The sequence below is a fragment of the Flavobacterium branchiarum genome, from assembly GCF_030409845.1.
Classification (GTDB): domain Bacteria; phylum Bacteroidota; class Bacteroidia; order Flavobacteriales; family Flavobacteriaceae; genus Flavobacterium; species Flavobacterium branchiarum.
In genome coordinates this window covers 1,163,296-1,181,797 of record NZ_JAUFQQ010000003.1, presented here as the reverse complement: position 1 = coordinate 1,181,797, position 18,502 = coordinate 1,163,296, and the positions used below count along the sequence as shown (strand labels likewise).

General features: G+C 32.4%; 14 protein-coding genes. 11 read left to right on the top strand and 3 right to left on the bottom strand.

The features are described 5' to 3' along the window. Positions 1–267: 267 nt before the first annotated feature. On the bottom strand, positions 268–1,062 hold the full coding sequence (locus tag QWY99_RS05870) for an META domain-containing protein (protein WP_290262680.1): 795 nt from the start codon (positions 1,060–1,062) through the stop codon (positions 268–270). A gap of 205 nt (positions 1,063–1,267) precedes the next feature. Here QWY99_RS05870 and QWY99_RS05865 point away from each other — a divergent pair, with 205 nt between their 5' ends. The 4 genes from QWY99_RS05865 (at position 1,268) to QWY99_RS05850 (ending at position 5,231) form a co-directional block, all read left to right on the top strand. Next, positions 1,268–1,852 (top strand): DUF4202 domain-containing protein, encoded by a 585-nt coding sequence (locus tag QWY99_RS05865; protein WP_290262677.1) that lies wholly within the window; start codon positions 1,268–1,270, stop codon positions 1,850–1,852. 170 nt (positions 1,853–2,022) lie between these two features. Beyond that, entirely contained in the window at positions 2,023–2,688 is a 666-nt protein-coding gene (locus QWY99_RS05860; RefSeq protein WP_290262674.1) for a response regulator transcription factor, read from the top strand. A gap of 407 nt (positions 2,689–3,095) precedes the next feature. Then, positions 3,096–4,355, top strand: a complete 1,260-nt coding sequence (locus QWY99_RS05855) for an alginate export family protein (protein WP_290262671.1) — start codon at positions 3,096–3,098, stop codon at positions 4,353–4,355. A 222-nt stretch (positions 4,356–4,577) separates the two neighbouring features. Continuing rightward, positions 4,578–5,231, top strand: a complete 654-nt coding sequence (locus QWY99_RS05850; RefSeq protein ID WP_290262668.1) for a hypothetical protein — start codon at positions 4,578–4,580, stop codon at positions 5,229–5,231. Positions 5,232–5,354: 123 nt separating this feature from the next. Here QWY99_RS05850 and QWY99_RS05845 read toward each other — a convergent pair whose 3' ends face one another. Next, positions 5,355–5,936: a molybdenum cofactor guanylyltransferase gene (locus QWY99_RS05845; RefSeq protein WP_290262666.1), complete on the bottom strand. Its 582-nt coding sequence runs from the start codon at positions 5,934–5,936 to the stop codon at positions 5,355–5,357. 663 nt (positions 5,937–6,599) lie between these two features. On the opposite strand from QWY99_RS05845, the gene QWY99_RS05840 reads away from it, so the two are divergent. After that, the gene (locus QWY99_RS05840) at positions 6,600–9,596 is read left to right on the top strand and encodes a SusC/RagA family TonB-linked outer membrane protein (RefSeq protein ID WP_290262663.1); all 2,997 of its coding nucleotides are present in this window, start codon (positions 6,600–6,602) and stop codon (positions 9,594–9,596) included. Positions 9,597–9,606: 10 nt separating this feature from the next. Then, entirely contained in the window at positions 9,607–11,004 is a 1,398-nt protein-coding gene (locus tag QWY99_RS05835) for a RagB/SusD family nutrient uptake outer membrane protein (protein WP_290262660.1), read from the top strand. Between the two features lie 76 nt (positions 11,005–11,080). On the opposite strand, the gene rocD is transcribed toward QWY99_RS05835, so the two are convergent. Then, the gene (rocD, locus tag QWY99_RS05830; protein WP_379690685.1) at positions 11,081–12,331 is read right to left on the bottom strand and encodes an ornithine--oxo-acid transaminase; all 1,251 of its coding nucleotides are present in this window, start codon (positions 12,329–12,331) and stop codon (positions 11,081–11,083) included. Positions 12,332–12,562: 231 nt separating this feature from the next. On the opposite strand from rocD, the gene QWY99_RS05825 reads away from it, so the two are divergent. The 5 genes from QWY99_RS05825 to QWY99_RS05805 all read left to right on the top strand — a co-directional run bounded on the left by QWY99_RS05825 (position 12,563) and on the right by QWY99_RS05805 (position 18,490). After that, the gene (locus QWY99_RS05825; RefSeq protein WP_290262658.1) at positions 12,563–13,015 is read left to right on the top strand and encodes an Lrp/AsnC family transcriptional regulator; all 453 of its coding nucleotides are present in this window, start codon (positions 12,563–12,565) and stop codon (positions 13,013–13,015) included. Positions 13,016–13,089: 74 nt separating this feature from the next. Further along, entirely contained in the window at positions 13,090–14,541 is a 1,452-nt protein-coding gene (locus QWY99_RS05820) for a M20/M25/M40 family metallo-hydrolase (RefSeq protein WP_290262654.1), read from the top strand. 16 nt (positions 14,542–14,557) lie between these two features. Then, on the top strand, positions 14,558–15,421 hold the full coding sequence (locus tag QWY99_RS05815; protein WP_290262651.1) for a cyanophycinase: 864 nt from the start codon (positions 14,558–14,560) through the stop codon (positions 15,419–15,421). Positions 15,422–15,423: 2 nt separating this feature from the next. Then, a complete protein-coding gene (locus tag QWY99_RS05810) occupies positions 15,424–17,625 on the top strand; it encodes a penicillin acylase family protein (RefSeq protein WP_290262648.1) in 2,202 nt (733 codons plus the stop codon). A gap of 91 nt (positions 17,626–17,716) precedes the next feature. Beyond that, complete coding sequence (locus QWY99_RS05805) at positions 17,717–18,490, top strand: dienelactone hydrolase family protein (RefSeq protein ID WP_290262645.1); 774 nt, start codon at positions 17,717–17,719, stop codon at positions 18,488–18,490. Positions 18,491–18,502: the final 12 nt, after the last annotated feature.

Below are 18,502 nucleotides of genomic sequence, written 5' to 3'. Positions count from 1 at the left end.
CCCTTCGACTCCGCTCAGGAGGACAAGATAGTGTCAATAACCTATTTGTCAGGCTGAGCGAAGTCGAAGCCCGATTAACTAAATATAAAAATCCTTCAACCTCATCACAAGGACAAGATAGTGTCAATAAACTATTTTGTCAGGCTGAGCGGAGTCGAAGCCCGATTAATTAAATCTAAAAACCCTTCAATCCCCATAAGAAGGATAAGATAAATCAAAAAACTATTTGTCAGGCTGAGCGGAGTCGAAGCTTAATTAAAACAATAACTAATCAACTTTTTTAAAAACCAAAAGCAACCCTGATGGATTTGACAATGACAACCTATTATTTCCTATAGTATACGTTGTTGTACTCTGAAGTGCTTGTAAAAAGTCATCTTCTTTATTGTTATTCCCACAAGCCATTAATGTTGATATTACGTTTGTAAAACGCAACAAATCTTTTTCATAAAAGATACCACCATTAACATTGTTACATCCTCCAAATCCCATAAACCTATTCTCAGCACTATTGATTTCAATTCTTGGCAATTCACGTTGAAAATCGGCAGTAGTTACTTTTTTTCCATTTAGTTGCTCTAAAACCCAGATATCATGCAAACGATAATCTGTAATATATTTTCCGCAACCCTCCATTTTTTGGATACTACCATCACTAGCATTCGTAACCTCTACTTTAACATTATAGGGTGATTTATCATCAGACATGGTATCTGTACAATCCATTTGCTGAATAGTAATACTCATACTTCCAGTTTTAGTTTTAAAACGGTACAACTTTACATTTGCATCCATTGCTTTTATCGGCTCTACGTATGGAGCACTAATTTCTTCTAATCCTTCGATTAAAGATGTAAACGTAATAGTTTCTTTTCCAATTTTCACCCCCCAAAATGGCTCATTTCCCGTAGCCTTAAAGAATGTAGAACCATCATATTCATCTGCTTTATTTGTGTTCATAGTGGTCTTATTTTCTTCTTTTGGTTGAGTTAAGGGTTTCACTGTTGAACTACAACTAAATGAAAAAATGGAGATGGCGACTAATAAAAATATTTTTTTCATAGATTTAATTTTAAATTGAAAAGCACAATTAAATAAGAGGTTTGCTTACTTTACACAAATAAACATAAAGCTAATTTACAATAAAAAAATAAGCCAAACAATCGAGATGTAGTATAAACTCTAACACAAAAGCACTGTTTATGTTGTCTTTTAAATTAGTACTATGTCTTAATTTAAGTACCTTTGGTTTTATATATTCATTTAAATGACAACACCTTTTCAAAAAGCAAGCGAGTGGATTGATGCTGAAAATGCTCAAGATCCAAATCAGGAAACAGACAATAACAGCACGTATCCTAAGGAGCTATTATACTCTAACAGGATGTATACTAGATTGATGGATTTTTCCCCTGAAGCATCCGAAGAAATACAAATTGCATCTAAAGCGCAACACATATGCAGATGGAAAGTGGCACGTGAATCCTACCCAATGGATCGCGTAGGATATTTAAAATGGAGAGAAGATTTAAAAAAGTTCCACGCAAAGACAACTGCATTGATTTTAGAAAAGTCTGGTTATAATACTGAATTTATCGCTCGTGTTTCTTTTTTGATCGAGAAAAAATTACTTAAAAAAGATTCTGAAACCCAATTATTAGAAGATGTCATCTGTCTTGTTTTTTTAGAATATTACCTAGATCCTTTTGTCCACAAACACGATGAGGAAAAACTTAAAAACATCATCAAAAAAACGTGGGACAAAATGTCTGACAAAGGGCATCAAGAAGCACTAAAGATAAATTATAGCAAAAAAAATCTTGGATTAATAAAAGCCTCATTAGACCTATAAACTATCGTTTACCCTTCATCGTTTTTACTTTAAAAACAAACAGCTTCAAAAAAATAAAACAAAACGCATAAATAAAGGGTACAAAAAAATATTAGAAAATTAAGAATTACGTATATTAGCATAATAACCTAGCTGAATATACGTAAAATTTAATTTAAATATTAAGTAAGATGGCAGATATTATTCGTGTTGTTCTTGCAGATAACCATGTATTTGTAAGAGATGGGATTAAATCATTATTAAAAAACGAATCTAATATTGATGTTGTTGGCGAAGCTGCAGATGGTTTAAAAACACTAGAAGTAGTTACTGATAAACAGCCCGATTTACTTATATTAGATATTCGAATGCCACTCCTAACCGGCATAGAGGTAATCGAAAAACTTCGAGAACAAAATCAACTTGTTAAAATAATCATACTAACCATGTATGACTCTGAAGAATGTGTTTTAAAATCTATTAAAGCAGGTGCAGATGGTTATTTATTAAAAGGTTCTAGTAAGGAAGAATTTCTAAAAGCACTACATACAGTACTTCAAGGTGGCAAATACTACAGCGGGGATGTATCTTCTATATTAATCAAACAACTTCTCCGTAATGATTTCAATAACGATTTAAAACAGTCTTTAAACGATGAAGTCACAATTACTAAAAGAGAAAAAGAAACTCTTAGATTGTTATTAGCAGGAAAAGGAAACAAAGAAATTGCAGAAACGCTAAACATTAGTAAAAGAACAGCCGAAGTTCATCGTTTTAATTTGATGAAAAAACTCAAAGTAAAAAATCTAATGGAGCTATCCAACAAAGCTACTGAATACGCTTTGATACAAACATAATCATTATTAAAAAAACACGTATTTATACGTATTTCAAAACGTACCAATTAAGTTAGATCAAAAAAACGTAAGTACTTAATAAACTACAAATTAACCATACCTCCCTTATCGTATTTTCTACAATACGTTTAATACCTCCTGCTTTTCCCTTTTCAGTATCTACCAAACAATTAAAATAGTAATTCAGTTTGATAAGGCTTATTTATGTTGCAATAGTTTTTTAACTCTCCTCAATAAGCACTACTGAAAGCAATATACTCAAAGCAAAAATCACAAATAGAACATACTTTGATTATGTAAATTAAGGGATCGCATTATTTTAATATAAAACACTGGTTTCATGATTTTTATCAGAAAACTAACGGTGACGATATTTTAATTTTATGCTATCCTTAAATAACCAAATTATGAAAAATTTAAAAATTATCTCTATACTACTATTAGGAATAATAAGCATTACTGTACAAGCGCAAGAATTTGATGCAAATTTACAATTAAGACCCCGTTACGAATTTAGAAACGGATATAAAACGCTTTTACCTGAAGACCAAGACGGAACGTCTTTTATCTCCCAACGTTCGAGATTAAATTTAAACTTTGCACAAGATCAATTAAAAGTAAAATTAACGCTTCAGAACACCAGAACTTGGGGAGATGTTGCAAATGCTAATGTTGCTGATAAAAATGGTGTTGCTGTATTTGAAGGTTGGGCACAATATGAATTTGACAAAAAGTGGAGTACTCGTGTTGGTCGTCAAGTTCTTGCCTATGATAACCAACGTATTCTTGGAGAAATAGATTGGGCACAACAAGGACAAAGTCATGATGCAGTATTGGTAAGTTTTCACCCAAAAAACCATCAATTGGATTTAGGAGTGGCATACAACGCTAACGCAGAAAATGTAATCGAAACTCCCTACACGATCTCTAACTATAAAGCCATGCAATATGCTTGGTATCATACTAATGTAGATGCATTGGGTATAAGCTTATTAATGCTTAATACAGGTTATGAATATGCGAATCTAGAGAATAAATTATTAATAGATTACAAACAAACCTTTGGAACGTACTTAACCTATAAAACTACCAAACTTGATGCTAATCTTGGTGTTTATGGACAAACCGGCAAAAGTGCAAATAAAAGCGTTAGTGCATGGTACGCTGGAGCAAATCTTGGTTATGCAATAACAAATACCTTTAAAGCTTCGTTAGGATATGAATTCTTATCTGGAAAAGACACAAATGACGGAAGCACAGTTGTAAAATCATTCAGTCCACTTTTCGGAACAAACCATGGTTTTAATGGTTTCATGGATTACTTTTATGTTGGTAATCATCAAAACAGTGTAGGTTTACAAGATGCATATTTAAAATTAAGCTACAATGTCAACAAATGGCAATTTGCTTTAATTCCGCATGTCTTTAATGCTCCTAATAAAGTTATAACTCCTGCAAATGAAAAACTTGATTCTTATTTAGGCACTGAAGTTGATTTAACTTTTGGATATGCCTTTAAGAAGGATATTAATGTTAGTGGTGGCTACTCGCAAATGTTTGGTTCTAAAACCCTAGAGTTTTTAAAAAATGGAGATGCAACACATGCCAACAATTGGGCTTGGTTAATGATTTCTATAAATCCAAGAATTTTTACTTCAAAAAAATAGCCTATTCATATTAGACTATACAATCTCATATTTACCCTTTGATTCAAATCAAAGGGTGTTTTTTTTGATATAATGGACTAATCATAAGATTGAGGAAAACTTAACATTACCGTACATCTTTATTGTTTATATTTACTTTACTGGAAATTAACAATTTAAACATGTTGTCAATCTTTCACTATTACTAACTTCAGAACTTTTCAATTATAAAGCCAACATCATATGGAAAAAAAAGCAACAGAGGCTACTCCTCAAAATACTGATTTACCAAAGGCAGATAACGTGCAGCCAATAGTAGAAACCAAAAAAGAAGAAACCAAGCCAGCAGTAAAAGCTCCAACCAAAGCACCCGTAAAAAGAGCAACAGTTACAAAAGCTGTACAAAAAGCTCCTGTAAAAAAAGTAGCACCAGTTAAACCCGTTACTGAAACTGGAACTACAACTACTCCCATAGCAGTAAAAACACCTCCAAGTGTTCCTGCAAAAAAAGTAACTACACCACCAATAGCACCTCCAGAAGCTAAAGAAGCTGTAAAGACAGAAAAGACTAATACTACAACAAAAGAGAAGAAAGTTGTAGCCCCTAGTACAGGTAAAATTGTTGGAGCAATTGATGAAATCATAAAAGAGAAATCAAAATCTAAAAAGAAAAAAAAGATGAAAGAAAAAGACAAGGATAAAGAGAAAGAAAAAAAGAAATTAGCTAAGAAAAAAGAAAAAGCTAAAAAAGACAAGAAAAAAGAGAAAGCCAAAAAAGCTAAACTTAAAGCAAAAACAAAAAAGAAAGAAAAAGCTAAAAAGGCAAAGGAAAAAGCTAAAGCAAAAAAAATAGCCAAGAAGAAGGCTAAAAAGTCGAAATCAAAAAAGAAAAAATAAACTTAGATTAGGGTTTAACTTTAAAAGTTAAACCCTTTTTTATTATGACAGCCTAAATAAAACAAAGTAATTTTTAAAATAAGCTATAGAAATAAAGCAATTAATTTAAAGACAGTTTCGTTTTCATAATATCGAATTTAAATTAGCATCAAGATCATTTAGCTCATCTAGTGAATTAATATTAATAAATTTTTGATTTTGATTTTCATCAAAATTGATAATTTGGTGTGGTACTTTTACAATCAGATTCATTAATTTTAAATCTCCCCTATCAATTGCTTCTTTTATATCTGGAAGAATTTTTTTTGCATAAATCCCAATCAAAGGATGTATACGACTCTCCGAAGATAAGACCGTAATTACAGCTTCATCATCATGTTTTTCAATTAATTCAGCTAATAATTCAGTAGAAATCAAAGGAATATCACAACTCAAAATTATACTAAACTCCGTTTCAGAATAATACAAAGCGGTATAAATCCCCCCCAAAGGCCCCTTGTCAATTTCAATATCTCTAATCTTTTTATAATCCAAATAATCATAATCAGTACTATTTGTAACTAACTGTATATTATTTGTTATAGGTAAAATTGCCTTAATAATATGTTCGACAAAGGGCTTGTCTTTAAACAAGACTAATCCTTTATCTGATTGCTCTTGAGATTTTTTCCCTCCACATAGAATAAAAACTGCTAGATCTTTCATATCTAAATCTTTATTTACTTATTATTTCAATAAAATTACTTTAACATTCTTAGCATCAATCGTTTAATATGTTTTTTTTTTAGATACATAAATTTAAGCTTAATTCTTTTAACTCTATTATAAAAATGTATCAAATAGAATTTGAAATCTACTTTACTACAATCTGAAGAGTCAATTGTTGTGTCAAATAATAATTTAAGAGCCATTTTTAAATTAACAAAAGCCTCTTCATTAATCTATCCCACAAAGAAGAAAAAAAACAATCAATCAACTTATTGAAAATGAAAAAACTAAGGAGACATCAATTAGAAATAATAAAAAAGAATAGTTGTTATTTTTTATTTTTTAACTAATCATGACCAAAACAATATCTTAAAACAAACGCATTTTAACATTAAAGACAATTTAAAACCAACAAACAAAGAAAAAACACACAAATAACACAGTCAAAAAGTTAAATAGCAATAATAAAAACAAATAAAACTATCTAAAAATTAAATTATTGATAATTACCTCAGTTGTTTTTAACAGAATTGCGCAAATTGAATCAAAATTGTTACGATTTACACAAAACATTAATTATTTGTGATATTTTATGTTAAAAAAAAGTATAAATTAACATATATTTAAGACATTTGAATATTAACCTTAAACTTTAAAAAAATGAAAATTAACTTAAAGTATTATTTGTGGCTTTTGTCGGTACTAATAATGCAAGTAGCCAATGCACAAGAAGGATTCATATCCGGTAAAGTGACCGATACTAAGAAAATTCCAATTCCTGGAGTAAATATTATCGTTAAAGGAACAAAAAACAGTACTCAAACTGATTTTGATGGAAAATTTAAAATAGAAGCAAAAAAGGGAGATGTTTTAATTGCGAGCTATGTGAGTTTTACAACCGTTCAGGTGTCAGCATCAAATATGATGACAATTGAATTAACCGAGACTCAAAATGAACTAGATGCCGTGGTGGTTGTAGGTTATGGAACACAGACTAAAAAGAATTTGACTGATAATATTGCGCGTGTTACCGCAAAAGACATTCAACAAGTCCCTGTTTCTAATTTTCAAAATGCTTTGGTTGGTAAATTAGCAGGAGTACAAGTTACTCAAACCAATGGTAAAGTAGATGGTGGAATGAACATTAGAGTACGTGGTGCTGCCAGTATTAGTGCTAGTACACAACCTTTGTATGTATTGGATGGAATTCCTTTAATTACAGATGACGAATCAGGAAATGGAGCACCAACAAACCCTCTTTTAACTTTAAGTACAAGCGAGATAGAATCTATTGATGTACTTAAAGATGCTTCTTCTGCAGCTATTTATGGCGCTAGAGGTGCTAATGGAGTCGTTATTATAACAACTAAAAAAGGTAAAGACGGTAAAGGAACTTTTACTATAAATCTTTCTCAAGGAGTTAGCGAAGCCACTCACACAAGAAAATGGTTGAACGCAACACAATATGTAGAATTATTAAGAGAAGCTGGTACAAACGTAGGCAGATTAGCTAGAGTGGAAAGAGAATTAGATTTTTTATCACAAGGAACGGATTGGAGAAATGGAGAAGTAAATACCGACTGGCAAAAAGAAGCTATTAAAACGGGGTATACTACCGACGCTGATTTCTCTGTTTCTGGTGGTGATGACAAAACTAAATACTACTTTTCTGGAGCATATAACAAAACTATCGGAATTGTTGACAGTAATAATTTAGAAAGAATTAATGCTAGAACTAATGTATCACATAAAGTATCAGATCGTTTTACTGCTGGTATGAACATCGGTTTTTCAAGATCTATAATTCATAGAGTTCAAGATGACAATGCATTTGCTACCCCGCTACAATCTGTTGCACAAGCACCAATTTCGCCTGCAAGATTACCTGATGGAACTGCAAATCCAAATACAGAATATGCGAATTATTTATTAGTTAAAGACAATACATTCTGGAAAACTATTGTGAGAAGAGTTATTGGAAAAGTATATGGTGAATATAAAATTTTACCTTCTTTGAAATTTAATTCTGATTTTTCATACGACCTTTTATCTCAAACCGAAGATTATTGGCAAGGAAAAAATGCTCCTTTTATGGCCACAGATGGGGCTGTATTTGCTACATCTGTAAATACTGAAAATTATGTTTCAAGTAATTATCTTACCTATGATAAAGTATTTGGAGAAAATCATGTTGTAAATGCATTAGTAGGTATGGAATTCAATAAATACAATCGCCGTTACCAAGATGTTGGTAGTATTTATTTCCCTAATGATGGCTTTCAAACTGTAGATGGCGGTGCAGAGGTTAACGAAGGGCATGGTAGCGAAACTGATTTTACATTTGTTTCACAATTCGTAAGACTCAATTACGCATATGCCAATAAATATTTATTCAAGGCTAGTATCCGTCGTGATGGATCATCTCGTTTTGGAAAAGATGAAAGATTTGGAATATTCCCAGCATTCTCAGCAGGTTGGGTTATGTCGCAAGAAAATTTCTTAAAAGACAATACCGTTTTAACCTATTTAAAATTGAAAGGAAGTTGGGGTAAAGTTGGAAATGCAGAGATAGGAAATTTTGCTTCTCGTCAATTATATCAAACGAATCCATATAATCTAAAATCTGGACTTACATTTCAACAACCAGGAAACCCAGAACTTACTTGGGAAAAATCAACACAAACCGATATAGGTATTGAACTTGGGTTTATAAACCGAATCAATTTTGAAGTAGATTATTATCAAAAGAACACTGATGGCCTCCTTTTTAGTGTACCATTAGCTCTAAGTTCAGGTGCAGGTACAACACCTTCAATTAATAAAAACATTGGTGAAGTAGAAAGCAAAGGTTTCGAATTTACTTTGAACACAAAAAACATTGAAACAGAAAATTTCAAATGGAATACAAGTATCAATTTGACAACAAATAAATCGAAAGTAAAATCTTTACCTAACAACAATACAGATATCATATCAACACCAACAATTAATAGAGTTGGAGAAAACATTTCTTCTTTTTACTTGGTAGAATATGGTGGTGTAGATGTTCAAAATGGTGATGCTCTTTTTGTAAAAAACACTAAAAATGCAGATGGAACCATCGATAGAAGCACTACAAACAACTATAGTGAAGCGTCTAGGGTTATAGCAGGAAACCCTTTCCCTACGTTAATGGCTGGTTTAACCAATACAATAAACTATAAAGGGTTTGACTTTACATTTACATTTCAAGGAGAATGGGGAGCAAGCATCTATAACTCAGCTGGTCAGTACATGTCAACAGCAGGAGATTATTTTGATAATCAAACAATTGATCAACTAAACCGTTGGCAAAAACCGGGTGACATCACCAATGTACCTCAAGCTAGATATGGTCAAGGAAATGGTATTGAAAATTCTACTCGTTATTTAGACAAAGCAGACTTTGTACGTTTAAGAAACCTAACTTTTGGATACACTCTTCCTAAAGATGTAACAAAAGAACTTGGAATGAGCAGTTTAAGAGTATATTTCACAGGTGTTAATTTACTAACCTTTACAAACTACAGTGGTTACGATCCCGAAGCTAGACGAGATGATAATGAATCTATTGGCCAAGAATTTTACTCAGCTCCTCCTGCTAGAACAATCGCAATGGGAGTAAATATTAATTTTTAATACGACAAAAATGAAATCATATAAATTAATACTATTTATGCTTTTTGCAATCTTACTGACAAGTTGCGAAAACGAATTAGATCTTGATCCCAAACAGACAGAAGATGCTAATCAGACAATAAGCACTGAGGAAGGTGTAACACAAATTTTGACAGGTGCGTATGCTTTAGCGGCCAATGGCAACGCTTATGGCGGAAGAATTTTATTGTATGCCGATTTACTTGGCGTTAGTGCATCTGATGAAACAACTGACTTAGAATGGACTGGTACTTACGGTGAGCTTGAGCAAATGTACTACAAATCAATGCTAGCCGATAATGTAATTATTCAAGGAACTTATTCTAGATGTTACGAAATCATTAATGCTACTAACACAGTTATCGATAATATCGATAAAGTAAAAAATTCAAACAAACGAGATGTTATGATCGGAGAGGCAAACTTCTTAAGATCATTGGCTTATTTTGATTTGGTTCGTTTCTTTGCTAAACCTTACGAAAAAGGACAAACGAATAGCCAATTAGGTGTCGTTATTAGAGATAAAGCGATATACGATTTTAACGTTGATTTATCTAAAGAAAGAAGTACTGTTGAAGAAGTATATAAAGTAATCATCGACGGTTTAAATCTTGCTTATACTAATTTGCCAGAAGATAATACTTTTTATGCAGACAAGTATGCTGCAAAAGCGCTACTAGCTAGAGTGTATCTACAACAAAGTAATTATGCTGCTGCTAGAGACGCAGCAAATGATGTAATCCAAAATAGTGGTCATCGTTTATCTACTAATTATACTGCGGCTTTTAATCATGAAACAGATCAAACAGAAGATGTATTTGCTATCCAAATTACAAAACAAACTGGTTTAAACGATGTAAACACTTTCTACGCATCTCAGAGTAATGGTGGACGTGGAGGAGATTTTTCTATCAGAGATCATTATTTAGAAAAATTTACAGACCCTAATGACGAAAGAGGCACTTTTAATTATTTTGATGAAGCAAGCGAAACAGTGCTAACTTCAAAATTTAATGATCAATTTGCAAATGTCACTATTATTCGTCTGGCTGAAATGTACTTAATAAGAGCAGAGGCTAACTTTCAAGAAGGTACCAATGTTGGTAATACACCACTCGCCGATATAAATTTTGTTAGAGCAAGAGCTAATGCCGCTGATTTGCCATCGGTAACTATAGACGATATTTTACTTGAAAGAGAACTAGAACTAGGAATGGAAGGATTTTTAATTCATGATATCAGAAGAACAAAACGTTCTATCGATATTAGCGAAACCGGAGATGAATCTGATTTGATTCTTTTTAACGCTGATAATTTAGTTTTCCCAATTCCATTAAAAGAAATGGATACTAACAAAAAAATTACTCAGAATCCAGGATATAATTTCTAAGCAAAACCAATATAAACCTAAAAAACCATTCGTTAAACGAATGGTTTTTTTTATATCTATTTTGTAACTATTAAATTTAGATTTTAAAATCATTCAAAGATTTCTCGATAATTTCAAGACACTCCTGTATTTGAGATTCTGTCATTACCAATGGTGGCGCTAATCTAATTTTATTTCCATGCGTTGGTTTAGCTAATAATCCATTGTCTCTGAATTTAAGACAAATATCCCAAGCCAAATCAGAGTCTTCACCGCAATTTATTACAATAGCATTCAATAATCCTTTACCGCGAACTAGCGTGATTAAGTTATTTCTTTCAGCAATTTCATTTAGACCTTTTCTTAAAATAATACCTAAACGCTCCGCGTTTTCAGCAAGTTTCTCATCTTTAATTACTTCAAGGGCCGCAATTGCAACAGCAGCAGCAATGGGGTTTCCTCCAAAAGTAGATCCGTGTTGTCCTGGTTTAATAACATTCATGATTTCGTCATTACACAAAACAGCAGAAACAGGATAAACTCCACCAGAAATTGCTTTACCTAAAATTAGAATATCAGGTTGTACATTTTCATGATGAACAGCTAATAATTTTCCTGTACGTGCAATTCCAGTCTGAACTTCATCGGCAATAAATAACACATTATGCGCTTCACATAATGCTTTTGCTTTTGCTAAATATCCTTCAGAAGGAACATAAACACCAGCTTCACCTTGAATTGGTTCTACCAAAAATCCAGCAATATTTGTTGACGATTCTAATGCTTTTTTAAGAGCTTCAAGATTGTCATATTCTATTTTTATAAATCCATCAGTAAATGGTCCGAAGTTTTTACGAGCAGTTTCATCATTTGAGAATGAAATGATTGTAGTTGTTCTACCATGAAAATTATTCTCACAAACAATAATTTGCGCTTGGTTCTCAGGAATACCTTTAACTTCATAAGCCCATTTTCTACACACTTTAAGCGCAGTTTCAACAGCCTCAGCTCCCGTATTCATAGGTAAGACTTTATCAAAACCAAAATATTTGGTTACATATTCTTCATAAGGACCTAATTGGTCATTATAAAAAGCACGCGAAGTCAAGGTTAATTTTTGAGCTTGATCAACCATTGCTTTCACAATTCTTGGATGACAATGTCCTTGGTTTACTGCTGAATAAGCAGATAAAAAGTCATAATACTTCTTTCCATCTACATCCCAAACATAAACACCTTCACCTCTTTCAATAACAACTGGAAGTGGGTGATAATTATGAGCTCCATACTTATTTTCTTTTTCAATCAAGACTTCTGATTTTGATGAAAGGTTTTGTTTTGTCTGCATGATTATTTATTTTTTAAACTTAAGTTACAAAAATAGCCATTTTTATATGTCACACAACAATAAAAGTTATTATGACTCAAAATTTATTTATTTTACAAAATATAAACTTTATTAACACAAAATTAAGTCATATTTAAATAGAACTATTCTGGTTTGTCCTATTTGAAAATCATAAAAAATAATTACTTTTATAACTAACAGAAACACTCATTTTTAATTCAAAAGAAAACAATGGATATATTAGACGAATTCGATATTAGCATCATAAAAGAGTTAGAGAAAGATGGCAGAATGGCCTTCTCCTCTATCGCTTCGACACTGAAAATTTCGAACACGATGGTCCATCAACGAGTTAACAGACTAATTGACAATGGTATTTTAACTGGAATTAAACCTGTTGTAAATGAGAAAAAAATTGGATACGATTGGGCATCATTTACAGGAATTACTCTTAACAAAGATTCAGATTCCGATCGCGTAATACAAGCCTTAAAAGAAATTCCAGAAATTACCGAATGTTATTTTGTAACAGGCTCATTCACCCTTTACATAAAAATCATAGCTACCAATCATGAACACATGAGAAAAATACTCTATGAAAAAATTGATAGTATTCCTGGAATTGCTAAAACTGATTCTATTATTGAATTAGGTTGTGCTTTTAAGCGAAATATTACTTTATAATCAACCTTAATAAATTTGAAAAGATGCGATCACAATTTCTTTTATCAGTATTTTTATTACTCTGTAAATCAGTCATGTTTTCGCAAACTACAATTTCAAATCCATCCAAAAGTGATTTTTCAGGAACACTTTCCTTTTTAGCTTCAGATTGGATGGAAGGTCGAGGAGCAACTCAAAAAGGAGGATTTATGGCTTCTGATTATATTGCTTCGATGATGCAACAGTATCAATTAATTCCTTACTATTCAAAATCTGGTTATTTTCAAGACTTTAAAATCCGTGAACATACCGTAAATAAAACAACCTTTGAAATAATAAAAGGAAGCACAGAAAAAATCCAACTCTCTTCCGATAATGATTTTCAAGTCACCCCAATAGCGCAATCATTACAAAATGAAGCACAAATTGTCTTTGCGGGTTATGGATTAACTATTCCCAAAGAAGACTATGATGATTATAAAAACATAAATGTAAAAGGGAAAATTATCGTTGTTTTAAAAGGATTTCCAGGTCATCAGGACAGCACTTCGGTAACCTATAAAAAATTTATAAAGTTATTTCCAGAAGAGAATAATTTAGAAGAAATCAAGCTACAAACGGCTATAAACAGAGGTGCAATTGCACTAATTATCATAGATACAAACGGGGATTACAAACCTAAAAATTCTAAAGAAAAGGAGATTTTTCATTCTTTAGAAACCAGAACTACAACATCAATTCCAATTTTTAAATTAAGTAAATCAGCGGCCGAAAAACTTTTTTCTGGAACTGGTATTTCAATCGAATCAGTTGAAAAAGATGCCGCAAAGAAATTAAAAACAGCTTCTATTCTATTAAAAAACACGAAAGTTAATTTCACAATAGCCCTAAATTCAAAAACTTTTCCTGTTCGTAATGTTTTAGGAATGATTCGAGGAAAAGATAGCACCAAAACTATTATTGTAGGTGCACATTATGACCATTTAGGAATTAAAAATGATACAATCTATAATGGAGCTGACGATAATGCATCGGGCGTTTCCGGAATGTTGGCTTTAGCCAAAAACTGGTCTGAATCAAAAATAAAACCGCCATGCAACATCTTATTTGCTTCATGGACTGCAGAAGAAATGGGCCTTTTAGGAAGTCAATATTTCATTGATAATTTTGATCTTAAAAAACAAAAAATACTGCTTGCTGTTAATATGGATATGATTTCCAGAAGTGCTCCAGAAGATAAAACCCACCGCGTTTTAAGTATTGGAACACAAAAAGAAACGGGTTATTTAAAGGAAATTGTAAATTATAGCAACAGTAAACTTTCAAAACCTTTTACACTCGATCTTTGGGAAACCAACGGACATACCGGAAGTGATTATGCGTCTTTTTCTGAAAAAGGAATTCCTATTATGACTTATTTCAGTGGTTTTCATGAAGATTACCACTCCATGCGAGATGTAGCCTCAAAAGTAGATTTAGAAAAAATAAAAGATGTTCTTTTTATAGTAAATACATCGCTCTTAAGATTTATTGCAACTATACCTTAACTAAACCAAATAAACCATGAAAAACCAGCTACTATTCAAATACTTGTCAAAAACACCATTATTGATTTCACTCCTATTCATGAGTTGCTTCCTTCAGGCACAATCACCCAAAGGAAAACTTTTTATAATTGGAGGAGGAGACCGATCCGACAATTTAATGAGACAAGTCATAAACGTTGCCGACTTAACTAAAAAAGATTACATCGTTGTTTTACCAATGTCAAGTGAAGAACCAGATAGTTCTTTTATCTTTTTTAAAACACAAATGCTAAAATTGACAACAAACCCAATTGTCATGCTCAATTTTAATAAAGAAACAGCACAAAATAAAACCTTAACTGACTCGCTACAAAAAGCAAAACTAATTTTTATAAGTGGAGGCGATCAATCACGATTTATGGATATTGTTCAGAATACACCAATAAAAACTGCTATAAAAAAAGCGTATGAAAACGGAAGTACCATTTCGGGCACAAGTGCAGGCGCAGCAGTTATGTCGGAGAAAATGATAACTGGAAATCAAAAATTGCAAAAAGAATATTCAGGAACTTTTGATAATATTAGATACAATAACCTAGAAACTTCAGAGGGTTTAGGTTTACTAAAAACAGCTATTATCGATCAGCATTTTTTAAAAAGAAATCGTTACAACCGACTTCTAACTGCTTTAGTTGAGTTCCCAACTTTAACAGGAATCGGAATTGATGAAGCCACTGCAATTATTGTTAGAAACAATCAAGTTGAAGTTGCAGGTGATAGCGAAGTTATTGTGGTTAGAAATCCTAAAGGAATTGTGAAAGCTAAAAACAACAATCTAATTTCAATAGAGAATCTTCAAATGAGTATTTATACTGCTGGACAAAAATTTAACATCAAATAACTATGTTCGATTACATTAAAATAATAAAAATAAGCTTTTTTGTTTCTTGCATAAGCTTACAAATTACGGCACAAAAAATAAATCCAAAAGAGATTAGTCGTCTTGAAAAACTAGCACAGCAAGTTACTATAATTAGAGACAATTGGGGAATTCCACATGTTTATGGGAAAACCGATGCCGATGCCGTCTTTGGTTTGCTTTACGCACAATGCGAAGACGACTTTAAACGAATCGAAATGAATTATATCGAAAAACTCGGGCGTCTTTCTGAAATAAAAGGACAAGCGGTTTTATATAATGATTTAGAAATACGCCTTTTAATTGATACTCAAGAGGCAAAAGCAGATTATAAAAAAGCTCCTGTCTGGCTTAAAAAACTTCTAAATAGCTATGCCGATGCGATCAACTTTTATCTACACAAACACCCTGAAGTAAAACCAGCGCTTTTAACACATTTTGAACCTTGGTTTCCTTTACTCTGGACAGATGGAAGTATCGGGGCTATAAGTACTGCTGACCTTACAACTGGAGAATTAAAAGCGTTTTACTCTGGAAACAATGACAAAGTAGCCTATGTAGAAAGAGAAAAAAATGTACAAACAGGCTCAAATGGCTTTGCGTTTTCTCCATCAAAAACAGTCGACGGGAATGCTATTTTATACATCAATCCGCATACTACTTTTTATTTTAGACCCGAAGTCCAAGTAACAAGCGAAGAAGGTTTAAATGTGTATGGAGCCGTAACTTGGGGACAGTTTTTTGTTTACCAAGGTTTTAATGAGAACTGTGGCTGGATGCATACCTCTTCAAATGTAGATGTTGCTGATATGTATGCCGAAAAAATTGTTCGCAAAAACAACAAAATCTTTTATGAATATGATAAAAAGCTACTGCCGATTATCGAAAAGGAAATCACAATCAGTTACGCTGAAAATGGAAAATTAGTTCCTAAAAAATTCAAAACGTATTTCACCAATAACGGCCCAATTATGGCACAACGTGATGGAAAATGGATTAGCTTAAAATCGAATAATCGGTCGATGACAAGTCTTGTTCAGAGCTGGGTAAGAACAAAGTCCACTAATTTTGAAGACTATAAAAAAGCAATGGATTTAAAAGCCAATACTTCTAACAATACCGTTTATGCCGATAACAAAGGAAACATAGCATACTGGCATGGGAACTTTATCCCGATAAGAGACAAAAAACTCAATTGGTCAAAAGTAGTCGATGGCTCAGTTTCATCAACACAATGGAAAGGCTTGCACGAAGTAAATGAAACTGTACACTTATATAATCCTGCAAATGGATGGCTTCAAAACTGTAATTCTACCCCGTATACAGTTGCAGGAGACAACAGCCCGAAAAAAGAAAACTTCTTGCCTTATATGGCTCCAGATGGCGAAAATTTTAGAGGAGTAAATGCTGTCCGATTATTTAGCAAAGGAAACAATTACACCTTAGACAAAGTAATTGCCGAAGGATATGACACTAAATTATCTATTTTCGAAATTTTGATTCCAAGTTTAATTACTGTTTTTGAAAAAAACTTAAAAATTACAGATCCTGAATATGCTGCTCTAGCCGAATCAATTGCTATTCTAAAAGATTGGGATTACTATGCTAATGAAAATTCTGTAGCAACAACATTAGCAGTCGAATGGGCATACAAATTAGATCCAATTATCCAAAAAGCCTATATTGATGAAGGTGAATTGGATCAGGTTGAAAATACCAAAAATTTTGCAAAAAATGCAACTACAGAACAAGTAATCCCACAATTACAATCGGTTTTAAAAGAACTAAAATCAAAATGGGGAACATGGAAAGTAGCTTGGGGTGAAATTAATCGTTTTCAACGCTCTAGCGGTGCTATTGATCTAAAATATGACGATTCTAAACCAAGCTTACCAATTGCTTTTGGTCCTGGCTCTTGGGGTAGTTTACCTTCATACAAAAGTAGCTTTCAAAATGACTCCAAAAAGCGTTACGGATATAACGGCAATAGCTTTGTTTGTGCAGTTGAATTTGGTAACAAAATAAAAGCAAAATCATTATTGGCTGGAGGAAATAGCGGAGACCCTAATTCAAAGCACTTTATTGACCAAGCCGAAATGTACCAAAAAGGAATATTTAAAGAAGTCTTGTTTTACAAAGAAGACGTTATTAAAAATGCTGAAAAAACATATCATCCTGGTAACTAATTTTTACCTGATCTAAAAACTTGGAAGAAATTTATTTTTCAAATTTTTTTTTAACATTAAATTTCTAATATTTGTTTAAATTTATGAAACTATGAAAACATTCCCCCTATTCTTATTCACTTCTTTACTTTTTTGCAACATTATGAATGCACAATTGAAACCCGTAAAATATACAGATGGTAGTCAAGTTTTAAATGGACTAGCCATAAGTCCGACAACAAAAAGTAATGAAAACCCTGGGATTTTAATACTTCCAGCTTGGAAGGGAATAGATAATGCATCAAAAGAAATTGCAGAAGACCTAGCCAACCTAGGTTATCATGTTTTCATTGCAGATATTTATGGACAAGGAAACTATCCGAACGATAATACAGAAGCTGGTAAACTGTCTGGGTATTACAAAAACAATTTTAGTATTTATCAAAATAGAATCAACCTAGCCTTACAACAATTAGTAAAATCTGGTGCTAATGTTAACAATACGGTTATAATAGGGTATTGCTTTGGAGGAACAGGTGCTCTTGAAGCGGCAAGAGGTCATCTCAATGTTCAAGGAGTTGTTTCATTTCATGGTGGCTTAGGAAAAAATAGTAAGCGTCCAGCACAACCTATTACCACAAAAGTTTTAGTTTGTCACGGTGCAGATGATCCTTATGTTTCAAAAGAAGAAATTGATTCTTTTCAACAAGAAATGCGTGATACCAAAGCCGACTGGCAAATGGTTTATTATGCAAATGCTGTACACTCTTTTACTAACCCCGAAGCAGGAAATGACAATTCTAAAGGGGCTGCTTATAATGAAAAAGCCGCAAAACGCTCATTTGAACATTTAAAACTTTTTTTAAATGAAGTCTTAAAGAAATAGCCCTAAACTATT